The sequence below is a fragment of the Ekhidna sp. genome (assembly GCF_965227465.1).
Classification (GTDB): Bacteria; Bacteroidota; Bacteroidia; order Cytophagales; family Cyclobacteriaceae; genus Ekhidna.
Window position 1 is genome coordinate 3,155,949 of sequence record NZ_OZ245746.1, and the last position, 25,427, is coordinate 3,181,375.

26 protein-coding genes are annotated in these 25,427 nt (G+C 38.4%); 17 read left to right on the top strand and 9 right to left on the bottom strand.

The features are described from left to right. Positions 1-6: 6 nt before the first annotated feature. The 4 genes from ACO05G_RS13970 to panC all read right to left on the bottom strand — a co-directional run bounded on the left by ACO05G_RS13970 (position 7) and on the right by panC (position 2,996). The gene (locus ACO05G_RS13970) at positions 7-699 is read right to left on the bottom strand and encodes a zinc metallopeptidase (RefSeq protein WP_421763308.1); all 693 of its coding nucleotides are present in this window, start codon (positions 697-699) and stop codon (positions 7-9) included. Between the two features lie 88 nt (positions 700-787). Next, positions 788-1,780 (bottom strand): lysylphosphatidylglycerol synthase transmembrane domain-containing protein, encoded by a 993-nt coding sequence (locus ACO05G_RS13975; RefSeq protein WP_421763309.1) that lies wholly within the window; start codon positions 1,778-1,780, stop codon positions 788-790. Between the two features lie 6 nt (positions 1,781-1,786). Further along, positions 1,787-2,137 carry an aspartate 1-decarboxylase gene (gene panD, locus ACO05G_RS13980; RefSeq protein ID WP_421763310.1) on the bottom strand — a complete coding sequence of 117 codons (351 nt, stop codon included), beginning with the start codon at positions 2,135-2,137 and terminating at the stop codon, positions 1,787-1,789. A gap of 7 nt (positions 2,138-2,144) precedes the next feature. Further along, entirely contained in the window at positions 2,145-2,996 is an 852-nt protein-coding gene (panC, locus tag ACO05G_RS13985) for a pantoate--beta-alanine ligase (protein WP_421763311.1), read from the bottom strand. A 113-nt stretch (positions 2,997-3,109) separates the two neighbouring features. Here panC and ACO05G_RS13990 point away from each other — a divergent pair, with 113 nt between their 5' ends. From ACO05G_RS13990 to ACO05G_RS14020, 7 genes are all read left to right on the top strand, one after another. After that, positions 3,110-3,919 (top strand): glycogen/starch synthase, encoded by an 810-nt coding sequence (locus ACO05G_RS13990; RefSeq protein WP_348282023.1) that lies wholly within the window; start codon positions 3,110-3,112, stop codon positions 3,917-3,919. Then, positions 3,903-5,303 carry a DUF4270 family protein gene (locus ACO05G_RS13995; RefSeq protein ID WP_421763312.1) on the top strand — a complete coding sequence of 467 codons (1,401 nt, stop codon included), beginning with the start codon at positions 3,903-3,905 and terminating at the stop codon, positions 5,301-5,303. The genes ACO05G_RS13990 and ACO05G_RS13995 overlap by 17 nt, the downstream gene beginning before the upstream one ends. Positions 5,304-5,315: 12 nt before the next feature. Next, complete coding sequence (glmS, locus tag ACO05G_RS14000) at positions 5,316-7,154, top strand: glutamine--fructose-6-phosphate transaminase (isomerizing) (protein WP_421763313.1); 1,839 nt, start codon at positions 5,316-5,318, stop codon at positions 7,152-7,154. A gap of 8 nt (positions 7,155-7,162) precedes the next feature. Beyond that, entirely contained in the window at positions 7,163-7,543 is a 381-nt protein-coding gene (locus tag ACO05G_RS14005; RefSeq protein WP_421763314.1) for a RidA family protein, read from the top strand. A 63-nt stretch (positions 7,544-7,606) separates the two neighbouring features. Continuing rightward, positions 7,607-9,145, top strand: a complete 1,539-nt coding sequence (gene gltX / locus ACO05G_RS14010; protein WP_421763315.1) for a glutamate--tRNA ligase — start codon at positions 7,607-7,609, stop codon at positions 9,143-9,145. 3 nt (positions 9,146-9,148) lie between these two features. Then, entirely contained in the window at positions 9,149-9,334 is a 186-nt protein-coding gene (locus ACO05G_RS14015; protein WP_348282018.1) for a hypothetical protein, read from the top strand. A gap of 58 nt (positions 9,335-9,392) precedes the next feature. Beyond that, positions 9,393-10,598: an NAD(P)-dependent oxidoreductase gene (locus ACO05G_RS14020; RefSeq protein ID WP_421763316.1), complete on the top strand. Its 1,206-nt coding sequence runs from the start codon at positions 9,393-9,395 to the stop codon at positions 10,596-10,598. Between the two features lie 52 nt (positions 10,599-10,650). Here the strand turns inward: ACO05G_RS14020 and ACO05G_RS14025 are convergent, their stop codons facing one another. Next, complete coding sequence (locus ACO05G_RS14025) at positions 10,651-11,715, bottom strand: hypothetical protein (RefSeq protein ID WP_421763317.1); 1,065 nt, start codon at positions 11,713-11,715, stop codon at positions 10,651-10,653. 109 nt (positions 11,716-11,824) lie between these two features. Further along, positions 11,825-13,432 carry a transcription termination factor Rho gene (gene rho / locus ACO05G_RS14030; protein ID WP_348282015.1) on the bottom strand — a complete coding sequence of 536 codons (1,608 nt, stop codon included), beginning with the start codon at positions 13,430-13,432 and terminating at the stop codon, positions 11,825-11,827. A 242-nt stretch (positions 13,433-13,674) separates the two neighbouring features. On the opposite strand from rho, the gene serS reads away from it, so the two are divergent. After that, positions 13,675-14,958 (top strand): serine--tRNA ligase, encoded by a 1,284-nt coding sequence (gene serS / locus ACO05G_RS14035; protein WP_421763318.1) that lies wholly within the window; start codon positions 13,675-13,677, stop codon positions 14,956-14,958. A gap of 129 nt (positions 14,959-15,087) precedes the next feature. Further along, positions 15,088-15,534 (top strand): GNAT family N-acetyltransferase, encoded by a 447-nt coding sequence (locus tag ACO05G_RS14040; RefSeq protein WP_421763319.1) that lies wholly within the window; start codon positions 15,088-15,090, stop codon positions 15,532-15,534. Here the strand turns inward: ACO05G_RS14040 and ACO05G_RS14045 are convergent. Further along, a complete protein-coding gene (locus ACO05G_RS14045; protein ID WP_348282012.1) occupies positions 15,531-15,836 on the bottom strand; it encodes a DUF4286 family protein in 306 nt (101 codons plus the stop codon). The two genes, ACO05G_RS14040 and ACO05G_RS14045, sit on opposite strands and share 4 nt — an antisense overlap. A 96-nt stretch (positions 15,837-15,932) precedes the next feature. On the opposite strand from ACO05G_RS14045, the gene ACO05G_RS14050 reads away from it, so the two are divergent. The 6 genes from ACO05G_RS14050 to ACO05G_RS14075 all read left to right on the top strand — a co-directional run bounded on the left by ACO05G_RS14050 (position 15,933) and on the right by ACO05G_RS14075 (position 20,858). Beyond that, positions 15,933-16,820 carry a MerR family transcriptional regulator gene (locus ACO05G_RS14050; protein ID WP_421763320.1) on the top strand — a complete coding sequence of 296 codons (888 nt, stop codon included), beginning with the start codon at positions 15,933-15,935 and terminating at the stop codon, positions 16,818-16,820. A 116-nt stretch (positions 16,821-16,936) separates the two neighbouring features. Beyond that, positions 16,937-17,443, top strand: coding sequence for an RNA polymerase sigma factor (locus tag ACO05G_RS14055; RefSeq protein ID WP_348282010.1), 507 nt, complete (start codon positions 16,937-16,939; stop codon positions 17,441-17,443). Beyond that, positions 17,433-18,929 carry a phytoene desaturase family protein gene (locus tag ACO05G_RS14060; RefSeq protein ID WP_421763321.1) on the top strand — a complete coding sequence of 499 codons (1,497 nt, stop codon included), beginning with the start codon at positions 17,433-17,435 and terminating at the stop codon, positions 18,927-18,929. The genes ACO05G_RS14055 and ACO05G_RS14060 overlap by 11 nt, the downstream gene beginning before the upstream one ends. Beyond that, positions 18,929-19,771 carry a phytoene/squalene synthase family protein gene (locus ACO05G_RS14065; RefSeq protein WP_421763322.1) on the top strand — a complete coding sequence of 281 codons (843 nt, stop codon included), beginning with the start codon at positions 18,929-18,931 and terminating at the stop codon, positions 19,769-19,771. Before ACO05G_RS14060 ends, ACO05G_RS14065 begins: the two co-directional genes overlap by 1 nt. A gap of 48 nt (positions 19,772-19,819) precedes the next feature. Continuing rightward, entirely contained in the window at positions 19,820-20,269 is a 450-nt protein-coding gene (locus tag ACO05G_RS14070) for a beta-carotene hydroxylase (protein ID WP_421763323.1), read from the top strand. Between the two features lie 100 nt (positions 20,270-20,369). Next, positions 20,370-20,858 (top strand): NUMOD4 domain-containing protein, encoded by a 489-nt coding sequence (locus tag ACO05G_RS14075; protein WP_421763324.1) that lies wholly within the window; start codon positions 20,370-20,372, stop codon positions 20,856-20,858. Between the two features lie 140 nt (positions 20,859-20,998). Here the strand turns inward: ACO05G_RS14075 and rpmA are convergent, their stop codons facing one another. Then, positions 20,999-21,256 (bottom strand): 50S ribosomal protein L27, encoded by a 258-nt coding sequence (gene rpmA, locus ACO05G_RS14080; protein WP_348282005.1) that lies wholly within the window; start codon positions 21,254-21,256, stop codon positions 20,999-21,001. A gap of 6 nt (positions 21,257-21,262) precedes the next feature. Next, on the bottom strand, positions 21,263-21,574 hold the full coding sequence (gene rplU, locus ACO05G_RS14085; RefSeq protein ID WP_348282004.1) for a 50S ribosomal protein L21: 312 nt from the start codon (positions 21,572-21,574) through the stop codon (positions 21,263-21,265). Positions 21,575-21,988: 414 nt separating this feature from the next. Here rplU and ACO05G_RS14090 point away from each other — a divergent pair, with 414 nt between their 5' ends. Further along, entirely contained in the window at positions 21,989-22,984 is a 996-nt protein-coding gene (locus ACO05G_RS14090) for a ribonucleoside-diphosphate reductase small subunit (protein WP_348282003.1), read from the top strand. 35 nt (positions 22,985-23,019) lie between these two features. Then, on the top strand, positions 23,020-25,413 hold the full coding sequence (locus ACO05G_RS14095; protein WP_421763325.1) for a ribonucleoside-diphosphate reductase subunit alpha: 2,394 nt from the start codon (positions 23,020-23,022) through the stop codon (positions 25,411-25,413). Positions 25,414-25,427: the final 14 nt, after the last annotated feature.

Below are 25,427 nucleotides of genomic sequence, written 5' to 3' on the forward strand. Positions count from 1 at the left end.
TAATTTTTAGTCCCTGCTACCCAGGAAGATCATTACATAATAGAGTAGTGTAGCCAGCGCACCCAGAGCAGCTACCAAATAAGTAGAAGCCGCTGCGTTTAGCGCGTCTTTCGCCATCGCATGCTCCCGATCATCCACAATATTTCTATCTTTTATCCATGCCAACGCTCGGTTACTGGCATCATATTCTACCGGGAGGGTGACAAACGCAAAAAGTGTAAAGACACTATAACAGCCAATAATTACCAGAATCGCTAATTCGAAAGGTATCACCTGAGGCAAAAAGAAGGCACCAAAAAACATCATCATAAAAACAGCATTGATGACCTTCGCACTTACATTTTGAACAGGAACCATTGCTGAGCGAAACTCCAACCACTGATAAGCCTTTGCATGCTGTACGGCATGACCACACTCGTGAGCGGCAACAGCTGCCGCTGCGGCTGATCTTCCATTGTAAACGTCGGGGCTAAGATTAACCGTTTTGTTTGCAGGGTTATAATGATCAGTCAGCTTGCCTTGCACAGAAGTAACAGTTACATCATGGATGCCATTGTCCCTGAGCATCAATTCCGCGATTTCTCTTCCGGATAGTCCTGACCCTAATTGAACCTGAGAGTATTTTTTGAATTTATTCTTCAATCGAGTGCTAACTGCCCAACTGGCAATCATAAACACGACTATTATTACTATTAACATAATTTTATTCTTTTTTAAACACTGAAACCAATACCATCGAATACGTCAAAGTATTCATTGAAGTTGCCACCATTTTCAGGCCAGTTTTTTACTCTGCCAATTTGTCTTCTTTGGACTTTTTTCTTCTAATTATCAGCGAGATTATCAGTGCAATGCTGCCAAATAATGCTACTGAGACTATTTGTGAAGTGTGGAGTAATGTAGCCAAAAATATCCCCGTATTTTCGTCTACTGCATATAGCAAGAGCATACCAGCTATCATCCCATGATACGTGCCAAAACCACTCTGGACGGGAATTGACAGGGCAATTCCACCAGTTATGAGAAGCATAAATCCAACCCCTGGTCCCAGATGAGATGTTTCTGGAAGAGAAAATATGATTATGTAAGACATGAGATAGTAAACAAGCCAAAGAACAAGAGTAGAAACAATGAACCCGATAGGCCTTTTTATATCCTTAAGGGACAATAGCCCATCGATAAAGCCTTTAAGTAACACGGCAAACTTTCCTTTCAGCCCATCCCTTTTCCGTACAACAATAATTAAGGTGACCAAACCTATTATCATCGTGAGTACCAAACCGGCCAAAATAGGATACGGAATGTTTAAATCTTTGTACGCATCATGTAAAAATTCATAAAGACGTTGAGATTCTAGAAAAAGACTAATGATAATAAAAAGGAACAATGTGAACACGTCAACTATTCTTTCAGTCACCACACTCCCGAAAGCTGAAGGCATAGAAACATTGTCGTTTCGTTTCAAAACCCCACATCTGGTTATTTCCCCTAGCCGAGGTAAAGCCAGGTTGGCTAAATAACCGATCAATACAGCCAAAGTTGTTCTAGAAGTTTTCAAATCATATCCTAAAGGTTCTAGCAGGATATTCCAACGATAAGCGCGAGCTACATATGCGACAATTGACAAAATGATGGATGCGATCACCCAGCTATAATCAACAGATTTGGCCCGATCCCAGAATTCCATCCAATCCACATTTCTGAAAACCAAATACAGCAGAAGACCTGCAAGACCTACACTTATCAGAATTTTTAGGAAAGCAAATAAGTTTTTGGACATTAGCTTTTAAGAACCGAGCTTGTTCTTTTCATTAGGGAAAATCACAATAGGACTATGATTCTTTGTTTCTGATTGCTCGAGTGAGCAGTACGAGATGATAATAATTATATCTCCAACCTGAGCCTTCCGGGCCGCTGGACCGTTCAAACATATCTGTCCTGAACCCCTAACGCCTTTAATCACATACGTTTCTAGTCGCTCACCATTATTAATGTTAACGATTTGCACTTTTTCATTTTCAATCAGATTCGCAGCATCCATCAAATCCTCATCAATTGTGATTGATCCTACATAATGAAGCTCTGCTTCAGTAATTTTAACTCTGTGAATCTTCGATTTTAATACCTCTATGAACATTCCCCTGCTATTTGAGCCGCAAATATAGATTATCAATTAATCTCACGCCCTCTACATAACCCGCAACGCATATGGCAAGTTCGGAAAGAGTAGAATAATTATCTACTGTAGATAGATCTGCTGGACTCACAGCTTCCAAATACTCTAACTCGAATCCTTTCTCAGACTCATACATCTTGTTTACATCATGAAGCAATCTTTGTAAATCTTTCCGCTCTTCAATACCCTTTTTGATGACATTCAAGCCCCTATTTATAACGGCAGCAACCTTCAATCCGTCTGATGAAATCCGTCTGTTTCGAGAAGAAAGAGCCAATCCGGATTCCTCCCGCACTGTGTCCACCCCTATGACTTTGCATTGAAAGTGTAAATCATTACACATCCGCTTAATCAAAAGGTATTGCTGTAAATCTTTCAACCCGAAATAAACTTTGTCTGGGTCAACCAAATGCAAAAATTTACTTACGACGACACCAACTCCCTCAAAATGACCTTTCCTAAACTTGCCTTCCAATCTCTCTGAAAGAATTCCGAAATCTATTGATATAATTGGTTTCTGTGGATAAAACGTTTGCTCTTCAGGCACGAATACCGCATCTACGCGATTTTCACCAAGCATTTTAATGTCTTCGTCGATGACTCTAGGGTACTTTTCCAAGTCCGAGGCGTTATCAAACTGAAGCGGATTTACAAAAATACTGACGACAGTTGAGTCATTCTCTTTAATGGATTGAAGAATTAAAGAGAGGTGGCCATCATGCAATGCGCCCATTGTAGGCACAAATCCTATGGTCTGGTTATTTTTTTTAAATGTTGAAATTAGTTCTGTTAACTCGCCCAGGGCGCTAATAATGCGCATATTATCGCTCAATTTAATTGGCTAACTTATTGAAAGCGTTGATAATAAATCAAAAAAATGGTAAATTTGTGCTCATTTTTAAGGTCCCATCAAGAAATTAATCAAAAGCACTTATGGAAAACATTAGAATCCTCTATGTGGCTAGTGAAATAAACCCGTTTCTCAAAACCACTGAAGTAGCGGAGTTTGTGAGAAGGTTGCCCCAAGCTATGCAGGAACGGGGAATGGAAATTAGGATTTTAGTTCCACGATTTGGACTCATCAACGAAAGAAAGAATAGACTACATGAAGTCGTCAGACTTTCAGGTATAAATATCGCGGTTGGTGATGAAGAGAAACCATTGGTAATAAAGGTAGCATCGATACCTAATGCCAAATTGCAGGTTTACTTTATCGATAATGAAGACTACTTCTACAGAAAATCCGTCTTTTTTGACAAAGAAGATAATTTCTTCGAAGACAATGATGAGCGTGCGATCTTCTTTTGCAAGGGAGTTTTGGAAACAGTAAAGAAGTTGGGATGGTCTCCTGATATTATTCATTGTAATGATTGGATGACTAGTCTTATTCCACTCTACACCAAAACGACGTATAAAAACGATCCTATTTACAAGGACTCAAAGACCGTTTTCACAATTTATAACAATCGTTTCACCCATAAATTTGGTGATGACTTGTTAGAAAAAGTAAAAATGATCGATATTGACGATCAAATGCTTGATCCTCTTAAAACGGCTGATTATGATGGATTTGTAAAGCTTGGCATGCAATATGCGGATGCAGTAATTAATGCAAATGAAGAAAACACAGATAGTTTTAAAAAGTTAATTGCAGATTTAGGAGATAAGAAAACAGATACGATTGAGAAGGATGAGAATTTTGAGGAGTCTTACTACAACTTATACAATGAACTTATTGGCTAGGAAGCGCTCACTTAGGAAGATTTTAAAACCGGGACTGATGCTTTTCATCCCGGTTTTTTTCGGTTGCGATACCCAAAATGATCTTGGTATAAAGTACGACCTGGGATCAGGCGCAAATGTTAAGTTTATAGAATTCACGCTACCTGCCACAAATATTTATCTTGATAGCCTTAGGACTGATGGAGAAAACAGAGTTCTGGTAGGGAGCTATACAGACCCTTTGACAGGTACAGTTGATGCCGAAGGATACTTTCAATTTTCTTATGAAAGTGGTCCGTTACCACGTACGAAAGCAACGACGACAAATGGTAATCCTGCTGACACGTTAAAGGTCGACTCTCTTGTTATAATTTTTGAGGCTAATGAAATAATTCCCCAACGAGGTAATTCTTTTCAAGAGTTTGGAATTCATGAACTTACTAATACTTTGGTAAGTAACGCTATATATCTTTCAAACCTCCAACAATCAGTCTCTGATCAAGTAGGGAGCTTTTCTCAATCAATAAATACTGTTACAGACACATTGTATCGAGTTAGACTGGATGACACTTATGCCGCAGATTTCTTTAATGAACTAAGTGATATAGCAGGTGACACAACACAAACAATTGGTACTGCTGAATTTAAACCACTAGGGTTAATTCCTGGTGGAGCTTCTGAAAGCATCGCATCTTTCAGTCTTGCAAGTGATACTTCCAGATTAGTGCTATACTCCTCCCCAAGAGGGCCTGATGCTAAGGACACTACCTACTTAACTTACTTCAGGTTGACAACTAAAAATTACACCTATTTAAATAGAGATAGGTCAGGTTCGGAGTATGATGGAATAATGGAAAAACAAGACTTTGATATTTCAACGGGACAAACTTTGATAGATCCTATTTCAGGCATCAGCACTGCATTTGATTTGACCGAACTTGCAAGCTTTTACAATGAAAATGACAATATTCTGATTAATAATGCCACGATCTCATTTGAATTTGAAAGTGAAAATGATCGGGATACACTTACAGGCTTTATGAATTACATCAGAAAGTCTGATATGGGGATTTTTGGTCCTGCAAGAGTGAGTAATCCTTTCGGAAATATTGTGATGTCTGACAATGGGTACCTTGGTCTCGAAGTGATTCCTGCTACTGGCAATTTGAGTGAAAGCAAAACATCCATACTTTTAACCTCCTCATTATTTTATCAACAACTATACAGAGAGTTTGTAAGTCTTGAGAGCACCGATAGTTTAAAGTTTAGAAATCCATTGACAAGCATTACTAAAAATGTAGAGGATTTGGTTTTAGTTAGTAATACAGACGTTACGCTTCAACGAACTCTGCTTATTAATGATGGAATTAAGCTTAAACTCTATTACACTGAGGTAGATCAATAAAAAATTAGTTCTATGTGTGGAATAGTTGGTTATGTTGGAAAGAAAAAAGCTTACCCCATTTTATTAAGTGGACTTAAACGTCTAGAGTATAGAGGTTATGATAGTACAGGTATCGCCTTAATTGAAAATGGTGAAATAGACGTTCATAAGAAAGAGGGTAAGGTTAGAGAATTGGAACAAATAACCGAAAATCAATCTTTTAAAAGCACCATTGGAATAGGGCATACTAGGTGGGCTACTCATGGCGAACCTAATGATGTAAACGCTCATCCACATGTATCAAATAGTGGAAATCTTGCAATTATCCATAATGGAATTATAGAGAATTATGGTTCGCTTAAAAAAGACTTAATTCAGAGAGGTTATACATTTGAAAGTGATACTGATACAGAGGTATTTGTAAACTTCATTGAGGATATTAAAAAAAGTGAGAATCTTTCACTTGAGGACGCATTAAGAATTGCGTTGACCAAAGTAATTGGAGCTTATGCCATAGCCATTATATCTATGGATACACCGAATAAGCTTGTGGCCGCAAGAAAAGGTAGTCCATTGGTTCTGGGTCTTGGAAAAGATGAATTCTATCTTGCCTCCGATGCTACCCCTATTATTGAGCATACCAATGAGGTGATTTATTTAAAAGACGAAGAAATTGTGGTAATGGAAAACGGGGAGTATCACATAAAGGACTCGCGCGACATTCCACAAACACCCTACATTCAAACCCTTGAGCTTGAATTAGAAGCTATAGAAAAAGGAGGCCATGATCACTTCATGCACAAGGAAATTTTTGAACAGCCGATTTCCATTGCAGATTGTATGAGAGGTCGGCTTAACGCTGAAAAAGGTGAATTAACCCTTGGTGGAATCAGAAATTATGCTAAGGCTCTTCAAAATGCAGAAAGGATTGTCATAATAGCATGCGGAACTTCTTGGCATGCTGGATTAGTAGCTGAATACATCTTCGAGGACTTATGTAGAATTCCGGTGGAAGTAGAATATGCCTCAGAGTTTAGATACAGAAACCCCGTTATTAATGAAGGAGATATAGTAATTGCCATCTCCCAGTCAGGTGAAACTGCAGATACATTAGCAGCAATTGAACTTGCTAAAAGCAAAGGAGCCATTGTCCTGGGTGTTGTTAACACTGTTGGGTCCTCGATTTCAAGAGTTTCCCATGAGGGGGCATATCTTCATGCCGGACCTGAAATTGGGGTCGCTTCTACAAAAGCATTTACGGCTCAACTTACCGTTCTCTACATGATCGCGTTAAAAGCGGCTAAAAACAAAGGGACAATTGCGGAAAATAGATTTCAGCAGTTGCTTAGAGAGTTGAGTCTTATTCCAAGTAAAGTTGAAAAAGCATTACAGTCAAATGATAAAATTGAGGAAATCTCTGATATGTTCAAGAATGCCTCAAATTTTCTTTATCTGGGAAGAGGATACAACTTTCCTGTAGCTTTAGAAGGAGCACTGAAGCTAAAAGAGATCTCATATATCCATGCAGAAGGATACCCTGCTGCAGAAATGAAGCATGGACCGATTGCACTCATTGATGAAAACATGCCTGTCGTAGTTATTGCAACTAGAGATAGCAGCTATGACAAAATAGTATCAAATATTCAAGAGGTTAAAGCCAGGAAAGGGGTTGTAATTGCGGTTGTAACTGAAGGGGACTCACTCATCCCGGGGATGGCTGACTTTACGATCGAAGTACCGTCAACTCATGAATCGCTGATGCCTTTAGTCTCTGTTATCCCACTCCAACTGCTAAGCTACCACATTGCAGTAATGAGAGGCGCAAATGTTGACCAACCAAGAAATTTGGCTAAGTCTGTTACAGTCGAGTAATTTGTAGCATGAAAGAAATAATTAATTCATCAAAGGCCCCTGCTCCAATAGGACCATATTCACAAGCTGTAAAAGCAGGAAATACCCTTTATGTGTCAGGACAAATTCCTATAGATCAATCTACAGGTAAGCTGATTGAAGGGACAATTGAGGAAGAAACTGACCAGGTAATGAAGAACCTTCAATTTATCTTGGAAGAGGCTGGCTTATCTTTTGAACGCATACTGAAATGTTCCATTTTTGTTTCCAGCATGAATGATTTTGCCCGTATCAATGAAATATACGGCAAATACTTTAACGATAATCCTCCGGCAAGAGAGACTGTAGAGGTAAGCGGTCTACCAAAAGGCGTCAATGTGGAAATATCCTGCATAGCCACATTCCAATAAAAGAGGCATTACTTAGCATTCCATGTTCTGATTCTTATTTTTGCGCTCCAATTAAAAATATAGATGGAGAACGTTAGAGTAAGATTTGCACCAAGCCCAACCGGTGGGCTTCATATTGGAGGAGTTAGGACAGCTCTGTTTAATTATCTCTTTGCCAAAAAATTCAATGGTAAATTCATTCTTCGAATTGAAGATACTGATCAAGCTCGATTTGTAGAAGGTGCTGAGTCGTACATAAAAAACACCCTAGAATGGTGTGGCATTTCTCCCGATGAAGGTCCTGATCAAGGGGGTGATTTTGGGCCCTATCGACAATCGGAAAGAAAAGGCTTATATCGACAATACGCTGAAAAACTAATTGCAGAGGGGAATGCTTATTATGCGTTTGACACCCCTGAGGAGCTAGACGCCATGCGAGATCGCTTGAAGGAAGGACGGGTGGTAAATCCGCAGTACGATACCATAACAAGGACTACTATGAAAAATTCGCTTACCCTCACTGCAGAAGAGGTCAAGCGGAGGATTGATAATGGCGATCCGTATGTAATTAGGATTAAAATCCCTAAGAAAGAAGAAGTACGACTCAACGACATGGTTCGTGGTTGGGTGATGGTGCATACTGAAGTGCTTGATGATAAAGTACTGATGAAATCTGATGGCATGCCTACCTACCATCTCGCCAACATCGTGGACGATCATCTCATGAAGATCACACATGTAATCAGAGGTGAAGAATGGCTTCCATCTGCTCCTTTGCATGTCCTTCTTTACCGATTTTTAGGTTGGGAAGATGAAATGCCTCAATTTGCTCATCTACCGCTAATATTAAAGCCAGATGGAAATGGGAAACTTAGTAAGCGAGCAGCTGATAAAGCAGGTTTTCCCATCTTTCCACTAGATTGGAAAGATCCAGAATCTGAAGAAATATCGCAGGGATTCAAAGAGACAGGGTTTTTACCCGAAGCATTGGTAAACTTCCTTTCCTTTTTAGGTTGGAATCCGGGTACCGAACAAGAAATATTTTCTTTAGCAGAGCTCGTTAATGAATTTTCAGAAAAGCGAATCAATAAAGCAGGAACCAAATTTGATTTTGAAAAAGCCAAGTGGTTCAATCAGCAGTACATCAAATTGACTGACTCAAAAGCTTTTGTTAAAGAAGTAGTTACCGGATTTGAAGAGCAGCATGGTATTTCCTGCTCCCAAGAAAAGGCGCTTCAGGTAATTGATCTATTAAAGGAAAGAGTGACTTTTCCTTATGAATTTGTAGAGAATGGAATGGTCATATTTAAAGCTCCTGAAACTTACGATGAGAAAGTTTTCAGAAAAAAATGGAGTGAAGAAGCCGCTAAAGCGCTAACACTTTTTTCAAACAAATTAAAAAGCGAAAAAAATGTTTCAGCAGAAAGCGTGAAATCGCTCTTTTGGGAAACACTTGAATCAAATGGATATAAACCCGGGCAGTTTATGCAAACACTCAGGTTAGCCTTAACAGGAGAAGGTTCCGGGCCAGATTTGATGACGATAATCGAAATCATTGGTGCAGAAAATGCTTCTGAGCGAATCAATTCATCAATAACTGCGTTAAATAACCAAAGCGTTTAACCCATGTCAAAAAAAGAAAAAGCGAAAGTTCACAAAGATTTGGATGGCTTGGAACTCAATGTCGACTCCTTCGGCGAGATCTCCTCAAACATGCCCATTGACAAATTAAATAAATTCCTTAACAAGAATGTTGAAGATAAAAAGCTGAAGGATCGCGACGATCTGGATGATCTAAAGAAAGAAAAATAATTCATTTGCTCCCCTCCTCGCCTATTGACTAATTTCGCTTCGATTTTAATCAATTCGTATGAAAAAAATAGGCATCATCAAAGAGGGCAAAGTCCCAATAGATAGACGTGTACCGCTAACACCTCTACAAGCCAAACAGGTAAAAGAAAATTTTAACGTTGAAGTTGTTGTTCAAACAAGCGACATCCGCTGCTTCTCAGATGATGACTATCGTAATGAAGGGTTAACCATTGTAGAGTCTGTTGATGATTGTGATATTATTCTTGGAGTAAAAGAAGTGCCCATTGATAAGCTCATTTCAGGAAAAACTCACTTCTTTTTCTCGCACACCATCAAAAAACAAGATTATAATCGAGATCTTTTGCAATCAATTCTGGACAAGAAAATTAAACTTATTGATTGGGAAACGTTAACTAACGAAAACGGCAATCGAATAATCGCTTTTGGACGATGGGCTGGCATTGTGGGAGCATATAATGGCATATGGACTTATGGAAAGAGGTACAACTTATTCAATCTGAGACGTGCCCATGAGTGCTTTGATTATGAGGATCTAAAGACCGAATTCAGTAAAATAAAACTCCCCAATATCAAAATTGCTTTAACAGGTGGTGGTCGTGTTACTAAGGGCGCAATGGAAGTTTTGCTTGGAGCGGGGATATCTCAGGTAACTCCTTATGAATTCATCCATGAAAGGTTTAATGCCCCAGTATTCACTCAACTTAATTCAAGAGATTATAACAAGAGGAAAGATGGTGCAGAATTTCACAGAAATGAATTCTATAAGAATCCGGAGCTCTATGAGGGTGATTTTTTGAAATACAGTAGAGTTACCGATATATTAATTGCATGTGCTTATTGGGATCCTGCGGCTCCTGTATTATTTCACCGGGAAGATATCATCAAAGACGATTTTGATATCAAAGTCATAGCAGATATCACTTGCGATATCGAAGGCTCTATCCCATCAACCAAAAAGCCCAGTACCATTGATGATCCCATCTATGATTATAACCCCAGTGATAATGAAGTTGAGCAGGCACTCACAGATGAAGGTAATATAACGGTGATGGCTGTTGATAACTTACCATGCGAACTACCCAGAGACGCTTCCGAAAGTTTTGGAGATGAATTAGTGAAAAATGTCATCCCTCATCTACTTGGAGATGATGAAAAAGGTGTTATTCAAAGAGCCACAATCACTGATCAAGGTAATCTTACGGAAAGATATAGTTACCTCCAGGATTACGTAGAAGGAAAATAAAAAAACCATCCTGAACAATCAGGATGGTTTTTTTATGTCTTTGTAATCAAGCTTAATCAAGCTCTTCAAAAATCTCCTCAATTTCTAGTAGTACTGGTTCAAGGATTTCCTCCAGGTTTTCTCTTGTTCCATCAGCATATTCTACATAAGCAACATAGTCTTCAAAACCTGGCTCAATTTCCTCGAGAACGAAAACTATATCGCCCACTTTAGTATCATCTGCAAATAGCGCTAAATCAATGAAATCATTAGGATTTGCATCATCAGCAATATCTGTTATATCTACATTTCCAGCGATTTTCAAATCTCTGTAGCTTACAGAACCCTCGAAATATACTGGCTCTTCCTTAGCATCGGTCTCAAATTCAACCGTTAAGTCTATTCCAACCACCAATGACTCCTCTAATGAAATAGAGGTCAGTAATGACGCAGATTTTGCAAATGTATCATCAAAGCTAAGAACGAATGTAAACGGTTTTACAAGTAGGGTTACGTCAGCCTTTTCAGGAAATCCGGTACTGGACCAGTTAACTTCAAAATCCAACTCTATGTAGGTAACATCGTCTACTTTTAAGTAGCCAACAATGATTGCAGGCACTTCATACTCATCAACGATATCACCATCCGTTTCAGTGATGGTTACAAATTCAAGATTTGAAATCTTAAGCTCCGCATTATTCACTTCCGAACCTTCAGTAGGAAACTTTACGATGAAAAACTCAGATGCTTCTTTATCAAATTCCATTGTTTCAGGATTCCATTCGTAAAGACCTTTTATCTCATCGAAAGTAGATGGTTCTGTATTATCTGTACGTGCTGCAGGACCATTTACAAAAAATTGAATAATCATATTCAATCGCTCCTTCGTCCATTCTTTTTGGCTTACTCGCCCTCCAATAACTTCAGATCCTTCAAGCAGTTTTACAAAATCAACCAATGCTTGAGTTCCCTCAGATTCAACCAATGACACTACATCGTCTCCCATTTTATCAGCAGAACCATGTACCAATGCTGAAGCTTCCTCAGCTGTCAAATCCGTCTTCTTTTCTTCATCATCATTTTCGCATCCTGTGAAAACAAAAAGTCCCAATAATAATGCTCCAAGTAGTTTTTTCATAGTGATAGAAATTTTACTTTTTTTAAGATTTTATGTAATTATTAGTTGAGGCATAAAAAAAAAGCCAGACCCCTAAGTCTGGCTTCATATTTATTTATTGTTCGATGAATTAGCCATTCATACTGACTAAAAATTCTTCGTTGTTGGTCGTTCCTTTCATTTTGCTTAACAGGAATTCCATTGCTTCGTTACTATTCATGTCAGACATAAATTTACGAAGTATCCATACTCGCTTAAGTTCTTCTGGATCCATTAATAGATCTTCTCTTCGAGTACCAGAAGCCGGAACATCAATAGCAGGATATACTCGCTTATTCGAAAGCTTTCTATCCAATTGCAGCTCCATGTTACCTGTTCCCTTAAATTCTTCAAAGATCACCTCATCCATTTTGGATCCGGTTTCAATCAAGGCTGTTGCTATGATTGTCAATGATCCTCCATTTTCGACGTTTCTGGCCGCTCCAAAAAATCGTTTTGGTTTGTGAAGCGCATTAGCATCCACACCTCCTGAAAGAATTTTACCAGAGGAAGGCACCACAGTATTATGAGCACGAGCAAGTCTTGTAATGGAATCCAAAAGGATTACTACATCATGACCGCATTCCACCATTCGTTTAGCTTTTTCAAGTACCATGTTAGATACTTTCACATGCTTATCAGCCTGCTCGTCAAAAGTTGAAGCAATTACTTCACCTTTTACAGATCGTGCCATATCCGTTACCTCTTCTGGTCGCTCATCAATAAGCAAAACCATTAGATAACATTCCGGGTGATTTTCTGCAATAGCATTAGCCACATTTTTCAACAGAACCGTTTTACCGGTCTTAGGCTGTGCAACAATCATTCCCCTTTGGCCTTTCCCTATTGGCGAGAAAAGATCAAGAATACGTGTAGAATAATTATCCGCCTTAGTGCTTAGACTTAGTTTTTCTTGAGGAAAAAGTGGAGTCAAGTACTCAAAAGCCACTCGATCCCGTACTTCTTCCGTGGTTTTACCATTAACAGTTTCCACCTTTAAGAGAGCAAAGTACTTTTCGCCATCTTTTGGCGGCCGAATCTGTCCTTTAACCGTATCACCCGTCTTAAGCCCAAAAAGTTTAATCTGTGATGGGGATACATAGATATCGTCAGGACTTGCCAAATAATGATAATCACTTGAGCGAAGGAATCCGTATCCATCCTGCATGATTTCAAGAACGCCTTCGTTCTCAATTACACCATCAAACTCTTTAATTTCTTCGTTATAAGCTTCTTTCTTTCTGCGCTTCTCTTGTCGCTCAGCTTCACGCTCAGCTCGTTGATTATCTCGCTCCTGTTTTTCCTTATTATCTTCTTTCTTTTCCTTTTCATCGTGTTTATTCTCATCACGACGTTTGTTATCAGGACGCTCTTTCTGATCCTTCTGATCTTTCTTTTCTGATTTTTCGTCTTTTTTCTCTCCTTTTTTCTCGTTATCAGACTTTTCCTTTTTTGGAGCTTCCTTTTTAGGACGAGGCTTTTTTTCTTCCTTCTCTTTAGGCTCTTCGGCTAATGCCCCTCCTAAAGTTTCGCTTTTAATTTTTTTTATCTCGCCTTCCGGCATGCTTGCCTGTTGATCCAGGATTGCGTAGATAAGGTCCTGCTTAGCAAGTTTTTTATGGTTCTTAATTCCTAGTTTCTCTGCTATCTCTTTCAATTCGGATAGCAGCATTACACTAAGATCATCTAGTGTGTACATAACTGTGTGTAAAAGTGGGTTTCAAAATTTGTTAGTAAAATAATTCCGAAGAATTCGTGGTAATCGCTATTTGCTTTTGATTAGCTGAAAAACCCGGATGAGTTTTTCTTGGATTGCATCGCAATAATAGACCATCCCCCACAATATCGCAAGGAAGTATAAAAAATTTACCTTTTATTGGATCAAGTACAATTTGACATGAAAATGATTTTTCTTTGCGACCTGATAAATAATTGACATCCATGTTGCAAGTTGCTACGATAGAAAAAGAGTTTGACAGATGTGTAAAAGGACTTCAAAAAAGAGGTATTGAAGGAGCTGAGATACTTTTAAAAGATGCTTTGACATTAGACGAACAAAGAAAAAAAATGCAAGGAGAGTTGGATGAAGTTCTTCATACATCAAATAAGCTTGCTAAAGAAATTGGACTCCTCTTCCAACAAGGAAAAAAAGAACAAGCCGAAAAGGCAAAAACCCAAACCTCCGAATTGAAGAGAAAAAGCAAAAGCCTTGGAGAAGAGCTTAACTCCATCGAGCTTTCTCTCAATAAGTTGCTTTACAACATTCCAAACATCCCTCATGAAACAGTGCCTCCCGGTAAATCTGAAGAAGATAATGAGGTAATTAAACTCAGTGATGATAACAAACCTAACCTTGGAGCTCATAAAAAACCGCACTGGCAACTCATCGAGGAATTCGATATCGTGGATTTTGATTTGGGCAATAAAGTTAGTGGAGCTGGATTCCCCTTTTATAAGAAACAAGGAGCCCGATTAGTTAGGGGGATGATCAACTATTTTCTGGACAAAGCAGCAGAGGCCGGATATGAAGAAGTGCAGCCACCAGTCCTAATTAATGAATCATCCGGAATTGGGACCGGACAACTGCCTGACAAAGAAGGCCAGATGTACCATGTGGAAGCAAATGACCTTTACCTGATCCCTACCGCCGAAGTACCTATAACTAATATGTATAGGGATGTAATATTAAAAGAAGATCAGCTTCCTATCAAACATGCTGGCCATACTCCATGTTTTAGAAGAGAGGCGGGATCTTGGGGGGCGCACGTCAGAGGGCTAAACAGGCTTCACCAGTTTGATAAGGTTGAAATCGTTCAGGTGGTTGAACCTTCAAAATCTTATGAGGTATTAGATCAAATGGTAGCTCATGTGGAGGAGCTCATACAATCGCTTGGTCTACCCTATCGCATTTTAAGATTATGCGCTGGAGATCTTGGGTTTACATCCGTATTGACGTATGACTTTGAGGTTTATTCTGCTGCTCAGGAAAAATGGCTGGAAGTTAGCTCTGTATCCAATTTTGAGACTTTTCAGGCAAACCGATTAAAATTAAGAATCAAAAAGAGTGATGGCAAAAAGGAGCTTGCACACACCTTAAACGGAAGCGCCTTAGCTCTACCCAGAATTATGGCTGCTATACTGGAGAATTATCAAGCAGGAGATCACATTAACATGCCTGATGTGTTACATCCATATTTAGGCTTTAAGGAAATCAGAAAGAGTTAAAAAGCTAAGAGCCTCGCTTTATTCGGAGAATTCATTCGTAAATTCATAACTAAATAATAAGCTATGAAAGAATCAAGCTATGTGGTTTTGATAATTTCTTAAGAGGAAGGGCTTTAATATCTTCGAGAAATGATTACAATCAGAAAAGGTCAAAAAGAAGACCTCCCACCAGTACTCGAGTTGATTAAAGAGCTAGCGGATTATGAAAAGGCGCTGGATCAAGTCGCAAATACGGTATCACGGATGGAAGAAGATGGATTTGGGGATCAGCCAGTTTTTGGATTCCTTGTGGTGATTGAGGATAACATAATTATAGGCACATCCATTTACTATTACCGCTACTCTACCTGGAAAGGAAAACGTCTCTATCTTGAGGATCTGGTAGTTACCGAGTCAAAAAGAGGGGTTGGAGCTGGAAAATTATTATTTGAAGCTACATTGGATATTGCAAGAGCAACCAACTGTTCAGGTATGATGTGGCAAGTACTGGACTGGAATGAGCCAGCGATAAACTTTTATGAGAAATACAACACTCAATTTGAGGACAACTGGATCAATTGCAACATTGATTTTTAGACCTCCTCTAAAACTGTTCGGAAAGCTGCCATTTTTGTACCGTAGCGAATAATCGATTTTTTCTGAATTTTGGGAGCTACAGAATTTAAATAATCCTCCAAGTGTCCAAGCGTCTCAGTCATGTACTGAATGGCGTAAGTGGTGCCTGTCTCATCTTGCTCTTGTGATAGCATCTTCATCATTCGGTATTCAGAAAAAAAACCAGTATCCATGACTTCAGGGATATGGGTTTCTTTCATCCATGTAATCCAATCCGTTTCCACCTCTTTATCAATATTCACAGTCACGTTATACAGTATCATATACGGTTTTTAGTTAGTTGTTACGACGAAATCAGAAAACGATATTTTTGTACTTAAGATTCAAACAATTAAGGATTAATGTAGGTTATCATGGGTATGAGTGTATATTCAATTAAAGACTTAGAGCACCTCTCTGGGATAAAAGCGCATACCATCCGTATTTGGGAACAAAGGTATGATCTTTTTTCACCCCAGAGGACTGCAACAAATATTCGATATTATAGTGATGAAGACCTCAAGCTCATCTTGAATATCGCGCTCCTAAAAAACCATGGTATTAAGATTAGTAAGATCGTAGCAATGCCTACTGATTTGCTTCAGGCAGAAGTGAAAAAGATTGGATTTGAAAAGCTTACCTATGAAGATCAAATCAGTGCACTAACATTGGCAATGATTGATTTAGACGAAAATTCGTTTAGCAAAATTCTCAATTTAAATATTGAACAACTTGGATTTGAAGAGTCAATGATGAAAATCATCTACCCATTTATGCGGAAGATTGGAATTTTATGGCTTACAAATGCAATTAATCCGGCACAAGAACATTTTATTTCTCATTTAGTCAGGCAAAAAGTAATTAGTGCTACAGATAGAGAAAATGTAAGTGAAGATGGACCACTTTACCTTCTGTTTCTCCCAGAGGGTGAGTTGCATGAATTAGGTTTACTATTTGCAAACTACATATTGAGGGCACGAGGATGTCGAACCATTTTCTTTGGACAAACCGTACCACTCAATGCATTAGAAGAAGTTTATCATAAGTTAATGCCTGATTACATGTTGACTGCTATGACAACTGCACCTGAAACAGGTGAGGTCCAAACTTATGTAAACCGGCTTAGCAGTAAGTTTAAAGACTGTCAAGTTCTCATTACTGGTAGTCGTGTTGTAGGTCAAGACATCAAAACTCCTGCCAATATCTCAATATTGAACCAGTTTGAGGACTTACTGAAGTTTTCCGGAAATCCTTCCATAAAGGCTTAAAAAGCATTTGACATGAATTATTAGTAATTAAATTTATTTTGTTTAACATTTTTTCTTTTTTATTAAACAAAATGTTTATATCTTCGTTTAACATTTACAACCAAACGTTAAACAAAATGACAGCTCTAGAATTCGGTTATAAAATTGAGAATCTGACCAGTTCACTTAAGCCATACGCATTAAAATTGACGAAGGATGGAGAAGAGGCTAATGACCTGCTTCAGGAAACTGTCTTTAAAGCTTACAACAATCGTGATAAGTTTCAGGACGGCACTAACCTTAAAGCTTGGATGTACACGATTATGAGAAATACATTCATCACCAACTACCAGCGAATGGTGAGAAGAAATACATTCATCGATACGACTGAAAACAATCATTTTATCAATTCAACATCCTCAGTAATTGAGAATGGAGCACAAGGGAATTTTGTGATGAATGACATTCAAGCTGCGATCGGTGCTTTAAAAGACATGTATAAAGTTCCTTTTACCATGTATTTTAGAGGTTTCAAATACCATGAAATTGCAGCTAAGCTCAACATTCCGATAGGTACCGTAAAAAATAGAATACATATTGCACGGAAAGAGCTTAAAAAGGGACTTAAAGTATATGCAAACTAAGAATTTCCATAGTAGAGTAGTAGTGATAGGGGCCGGATTTTCCGGCCTTTCTTGTTCCTGCCATTTAGCAAAGTTGGGGTATCAGGTTACGCTACTTGAAAAAAATGAACTGCCAGGTGGGCGAGCACGTAGTTACACCGACCAGGGATTCACCTGGGACATGGGGCCTTCCTGGTATTGGATGCCGGATGTTTTTGATAAATTCTTTAACACTTTCGATAGGAAAGTAGAGGACTATTATCAATTAGATAGATTAAATCCATCTTACCGAATTAAATTCAAAGATGACACCATTGATATCCCTGCTAGCATGGTTGAGCTGGAAACATTGTTTGAAAGCATTGAAGCTGGAAGCAGTAAAAAACTCCGTTCATTTTTAAAACAGGCAAAATTCAAATACGATGTTGGGGTAAAGAAATTGGTCTACAAGCCAAGTAGGTCACTTTTGGAGTTTGTTGACCCACAATTATTACTTGGTCTTTTGAAGATGGATGTATTTACCTCCATTGCTAAGCATGTTAGAAAACACTTCAAAGACGAACGCCTCATTCAATTGATGGAATTCCCCATCCTTTTTCTGGGAGCTACTGCTGAAAACACTCCCGCCTTATATAGCCTGATGAATTATGCAGACCTTTCACTAGGAACATGGTATCCAAAAGGAGGAATGAGTGCTGTTGTTAAAGGAATGGTGGAACTTGCTAAGGAATTGGGAGTTGATATAAAACTCGGCGAGGAAGTGACAGAGTTTTCCTTTCAAGGCAAAAGGATATCGACAGTTAAAACCTTAAAAAGTTCTTATGAATGTGATATGGTAGTAGCTGGTGCTGACTACCATCATATTGATCAACACATTCTTCCCAAGTCTTTTCAGAATTACGATAAGAAATATTGGGACTCCAGGGTACTCGCTCCCTCTTCTCTTCTGTTTTATTTAGGAGTTGACAAACAGCTTCCAAATCTTGAGCATCATACTTTATTTTTCGACGAAGACTTTAGACAACATGCTAGTGAAATATATGATACTCCTCAATGGCCCAGCAAGCCGCTATTATACGTTTCTGCTACATCCAAGACCGATGACTCGGTAGCTCCTAAAGGAAAGGAAAACCTGGTTGTGTTAATTCCGGTAGCACCCGATATTGAAGACACCCCTGAAATCCGGGGAAAATACTTCAATCTCATCATGGATAAATTAGAGGAATTTACTGGCGTAAATATCAGAGATCATATAATATCAAAAAGAAGCTACGCTCATAAAGAATTTATTGAAGATTATCATTCGTTTAAAGGCAATGCTTACGGGCTTGCCAATACGCTTCTCCAAACAGCCATTTTAAAACCATCGTTAAAAAATAAGAAGCTAAAAAATCTTTACTACACAGGTCAATTAACAGTGCCAGGCCCTGGCGTTCCTCCATCATTGATTTCAGGAGAAGTTGTAGCTAAGGAAATCGGTAAAGATTTTCCTATTTTTAAAAATTGATGAAGGATTTATACACACAAACTGCTTTTGATTGCAGTAAGTTGATCACGAAGACTTACAGTACTTCTTTTTCGTTGGGAATAAGAACATTGAATAAAAAGTATCACGAGTCAATCTACGCCATTTATGGTTTTGTCAGATACGCTGACGAAATTGTTGACACTTTTCATGATCACAATAAAGAAGAGCTGTTAGCCAGATTCAAAAGTGATACTTACAAGTCCATAGAGGAAAAAATTAGCCTAAATCCGGTATTACATTCATTTCAGGAAGTGGTCAATCAATATCAGATTGATTTAGATTTAATTGAAGCTTTTTTGATAAGCATGGAAATGGATTTGAGTAAGAAAGATTATGAGGATCCTGATTACGAAAAATACATTTATGGAAGTGCTGAGGTAATCGGGCTAATGTGTCTGAAGGTCTTTCTGGATGGTGATGAGAAGAAATACCAAGAACTACTTAAGCCTGCTAAACACCTTGGTTCAGCATTCCAAAAAGTAAATTTTTTGCGTGATATTAAAAGTGATTATGACGAAAGGGGACGTGTTTACTTTCCCGGAGTTAATTTCAAAAATTTCAGCAGAGAAGAAAAAAATCAAATTGAATCCGATATAAAAGAGGAATTTAAGCAGGCACTTATTGGTATAAAATTACTTCCTAGTGGAGCTCGTGCAGGAGTCTATCTGGCATATATTTATTATTCAGTTTTATTTAAAAAAATCACAAAATTATCTCCTGAAAAAATAAAAACAGAAAGAATACGAGTACCAAATGGGAAGAAATTTCTTTTGTTGATTAAGTGCTATTTCCTACACAAACTCAATTTCATAGTAGCGTGAACAAGACTACCTTTGTTAGTGTTATAAAAGTGAAAATCAATACGTTAAATGTCTGTTCTAATTAATATTCTAATCGTAGTTGGCACCTTCTTTTTCATGGAAGGAATTGCATGGTTTACACATAAATACATTATGCATGGATTTCTGTGGAGCTGGCACAGGTCTCATCATAAAGTTCATAATCATTCACTTGAAATGAATGATCTCTTCGCCGTGGTATTCAGTATTCCATCAATCCTCACAATTTATTTTGGTTACGATAATTACGAGCAATTTTGGTGGTTATTGTACATAGGAATAGGAATAATGGGTTATGGTATTTTCTATTTTATATTTCATGACATCATTGTACATCGTAGAGTGAAAATTCCTTTTAAAGCGACTAGCAAGTACATGAAACGGATTATGCATGCACACTATGTGCATCATGAGAAACATAGCAAAGAGGGAGCTGAGGCTTTTGGATTTTTATATGCTCCAAAAAAGTATCAGAAATAACTCATCTGTATTATCATTTGATAATAATCAAACAAATCGTTACATTTGATTATCATTAAGTACTCAGCTTGTTTTATCAAACCAAAAAAAAGCGAGCTAAATGGCAGATCAAAAAAAAGAAGAAGAATGGGGACCCATAGAGGGGTTCGCAAATTATGAAATTTCTAATCGAGGTAAGATTCGAAGTAAGAGCAGAAAAGTATGGCACAAAGGGAGTAAAACTCACATGAAACTCCGTGGCAAACTCATGCGTCAGCGTTGGAATAAAATCTGTAAATGTTATTTCCTTGATCTAATCGATGATGATGGAAAACGCAGAACGGTATATCCTCATAAGGAAACCGCTAAAGTATTTGTGAAGAAGAATGATCCGGCAGTGACTATGATTATTCACAAAGACAATAATCCGCGAAACAATTACTTTGAAAATCTGGAATGGAAAACAAAATCTGAGCACATGAAGTGGCAGTTTGAAGTTGGAAATAAGAACAACTACAAAGTGTGGAAAACCAGGAAGAAAAGATATAAGAATGGATTTAAGCCCGATACCGTTCTTCCGGGAAGACCAAAGAAAAAGGCAACCGCGTAAGAAGCCGGAAAAGAGTAAGGGGTTCCAAAATTGGAACCCCTTTTTTAATACTCTAACTAACCTAACCTAAATATTTAAACGCAATTATCTTGCCACCAATCAAGTGGTGTTAAATTTCTTAAGTAAGATTTAAAAAATTCTTATGCAGATGGATCTACACTAACGTAGGATCTGTCTTTTCTTCCTTTGTGGAATTTCACGACTCCATCAGTAAGAGCAAATAATGTGTGGTCTTTACCAAGTCCAACATTATCACCTGGGTGATGCTTTGTACCTCTCTGACGAACTATGATATTTCCAGCAATCGCTTTCTGTCCACCGAAGATTTTTACTCCAAGTCGTTTACTTTCCGACTCTCTTCCGTTTTTCGAACTACCTACACCTTTCTTGTGTGCCATGAGATTTTATCCTTTAATGTCTTCGATCAAAATTTTAGAAAATTGCTGACGGTGACCGTTCTTCACTTTATAGCCTTTTCTTCTTTTCTTTTTGAACACGATCACTTTGTCGTCTTTCACATGCTCAAGAATCTTGGCAGATACTTTGGCTCCTTTGACGGTAGGTGCCCCTACTTTCACTTTGCCATCGTTATCTACAAGTAATACTTTATCAAAGTCTACTTTTGCACCCTCTTTACCCTCCATCAATGGAGCGTAAAGGAATTTGTCTTTCTCTGCTTTATACTGCTTCCCAGCTATGTCTACTATCGCGTACATTTTATCTTCTTTTGAAAAAAGGATTGCAAAGATACCATTTCGATATCAATATCCAAATACAATGTATGGATAAAAAAGGGATAAAATATTTTTTATTTTTTTTTCACTTTTTTTCACCCCCATTATAGCGTGTTTTCCTCAAAGTTACAGTTACAAAATTGGATGTTAATTGACTAAAAAACAACTCGTTATCATCTTTTGATAATATCCAAATCACACCTTCCGCACCCGTAATAACTGCTTGGAATTTCGCCGCATTTTAAACAAATTTGTAGACACGCCACGAGAAAAATAAACCACTCTTAGGGCTGTATCCCAAGACTAGAAAAAGTTTTAAAATAAGCGCACTCAATTCGTGAGCTTAGGGGTGTTTTATTGTTTACTAATAGACTAAACCTATTTGAGACAGAGATTATGAGCGACACAACAGCACATGCAGAAGAAACTATCTTAAAAGAGAACAAAGATCGATTTGTCCTCTTTCCTATTCAGCATAATGATATATGGGAGTTTTACAAAAAAGCTGAAGCCAGCTTTTGGACGGCTGAAGAGATTGATCTGAGCCAGGACTTAAAAGATTGGAACGATACCATGAACGATGAAGAAAAACACTTCATTAAACATGTATTGGCATTTTTCGCTGCAAGTGATGGTATAGTAAACGAAAACTTAGCTGAAAATTTTGTTGCTGAGGTTCAGTATACAGAAGCAAAGTTTTTCTACGGCTTTCAAATTGCAGTAGAAAACATTCACTCTGAAACGTACTCCTTATTAATAGATACCTATGTAAAAGATCCGAAGGAGAAAGACTATCTCTTTAACGCAATCGAAACAATGGATTGTGTGAAGAAAAAAGCAAACTGGGCGCTTAGATGGATCGATGAAGGTTCTTTTGCTGAAAGACTCGTGGCATTTGCTGCTGTTGAAGGAATTTTCTTCTCAGGTAGCTTTTGCAGCATCTTCTGGTTAAAGAAAAGAGGATTGATGCCTGGACTCTCGTTTTCAAATGAGTTGATCTCAAGAGATGAAGGACTCCACTGTGACTTTGCATGTCTATTATACAATAATCATGTAACCAATAAACTCTCTGAAGAAACAGTACAGAACATTATTAAAGATGCGGTAGACATAGAGAAAGAATTTGTAACTGACGCTCTTCCGGTAAAACTTATAGGAATGAACTCTGACCTAATGTGTCAATACATCGAGTTTGTTGCCGATCGATTACTAGATGAGCTAGGATGCGGTAAAATATACAACTCAACCAATCCTTTTGATTTCATGGAAATGATCTCACTTCAAGGAAAAACTAACTTTTTTGAAAAGCGAGTGGGTGAGTATCAAAAAGCAGGAGTAATGGATGGAGATAATAGCGGAAAATCCAAATTCTCACTTGATGAAGACTTTTAACGAATTATTTGTAATCACCTTATCACGATAGCCCTATGTTAGTAGTAAAAAGAGACGGAAGAAGAGAATCCGTAAAGTTTGACAAAATCACAGCTCGGATTGAGAAGTTGTGTTATAGTTTAAATGCAGACTATGTAAAACCTGTAGAAATTGCCAAAAAGGTGATTGATGGATTGTATGATGGTGTGTCTACAATCGAGTTGGACAATCTTGCCGCAGAAACTGCAGCAACCATGACTACCCGTCACCCTGATTTTGCCAAACTAGCTGCCAGAATTTCCATCTCCAACCTTCACAAGGTTACTGAAACATCGTTCTCAAACACCATGAAGAGAATGTATGAGTACATCAATCCGAAAACAGAAGCGAATGCCGCCCTGCTTTCCAAAGAGGTCTATGGCATCATTAGAAAAAATGCCAAGCGACTTGATGACGCAATTGATTACAACAGGGATTACAATTACGACTATTTTGGCTATAAAACATTAGAGCGTTCATACCTCATGAAACTTGATGGCAAAATTGTGGAACGTCCACAGCACATGCTTATGAGAGTTTCTGTAGGCATACATGGAGAGGACATTGATTCTGCTATTCAGACGTACAACCTGATGTCCGAAAAGTGGTTTACCCATGCCACTCCTACCCTTTTCAATGCAGGCACGCCAAAACCTCAGCTTTCATCTTGTTTCCTTCTCACGATGCAGGATGATAGTATTGATGGTATTTACGATACTCTAAAGCAATGCGCAAAAATCTCACAGTCTGCTGGCGGTATAGGTCTGAGCATTCACAACGTAAGAGCGACAGGAGCTTATATTAAAGGTACGAATGGTACCTCCAATGGAATTGTTCCCATGCTTCGAAACTTTGACATGACCGCCAGATATGTAGATCAAGGCGGAGGTAAAAGAAAAGGAAGCTTTGCGATTTACCTGGAGCCATGGCATGCCGACATTTTCGATTTCCTTGATCTAAGAAAGAATCATGGTAAAGAGGAGATGAGAGCCAGAGACTTGTTTTATGCCCTTTGGATTCCGGATTTGTTTATGAAACGAGTGGAAGAAAACGGTGACTGGACAATTATGTCACCGGATGAGTGCCCGGGCCTTTACGAAGCATATGGTGATGAGTTTGAAGCACTTTATGAAAAATACGAGCGCGAAGGAAAAGGTAGAAAGACCATCAAAGCACAAGACCTGTGGTTTGAGATCCTGGAGGCTCAAATAGAGACCGGCACACCTTATATGTTATATAAGGATGCTGCAAATAAGAAGTCTAATCAAAAGAATTTAGGTACCATCCGATCCAGTAATCTATGTACTGAAATCATGGAGTTTACCTCCAAGGATGAAGTAGCTGTTTGTAACCTGGCATCTATTGCACTTTCAAGATTTGTCATAGATGGTAAGTTCGATCATCAAAAGCTTTATGAAATCACGAAAGTGGTAACACGAAACCTAAACAAGGTGATTGATGTAAACTACTACCCGGTACCTGAGGCAAGAAATTCAAACATGAAGCACAGACCAATCGGTATTGGTGTACAGGGACTAGCTGACACGTTCCTGCTTCTAAAAATGGCATTTGAATCCGAGCAAGCTCAGAAGCTGAATAAAGAGATCTTTGAAACGATCTACTTCGCTGCGATGGAAACATCGATGGAAATGGCAATCGAAGAGGGTGCATACGAAACATTCAAAGGTTCTCCAGTTTCAAAGGGAGTGTTTCAATTTGATATGTGGGGAGTAACACCTGATTCAGGAAGATGGGATTGGACAGACTTGAAGCAAAAAGTCAAAAAGAATGGGGTGAGAAACTCATTGTTACTTGCTCCAATGCCAACTGCCTCTACTTCGCAAATACTTGGAAATAACGAGTGCTTTGAGCCTTATACTTCAAACTTATATTTGAGAAGAGTGCTTTCTGGTGAATTCATTGTGGCTAACAAACATTTAATGAAAGAACTGATCGACCTTGGTCTTTGGGATGAGCGAATGATGAATAGAATCAAAGCTGAGAATGGATCCATTCAAAATATTACTGAGATTCCGGATGAAATCAAGGAGCGATACAAAACCGTATGGGAGATTTCTCAGAAAGCAATTATCGATATGTCTGCAGATCGTGGAGCATATATCTGTCAAAGCCAGAGTTTAAATATCCACTTGCAGGATGCAAACTTCGGCAAGATGACATCTATGCATTTCTACGCCTGGAAGAAGGGCTTGAAGACGGGTATGTACTACCTGAGAACAAAAGCAGCAACAGATGCCATCAAGTTTACGGTATCAAAAGAAAAAGAAGAGCAACCAAAGGAAGCCACAGCCGCTCAGCCGGCAGCAGCAACCCAGGCACAGATTGATCAGCAAGCAGCAATGCAATGCTCGCTGGATGATCCGGAAGGATGCGAGATGTGCGGCTCTTAAAGAAAAAAGTGTAA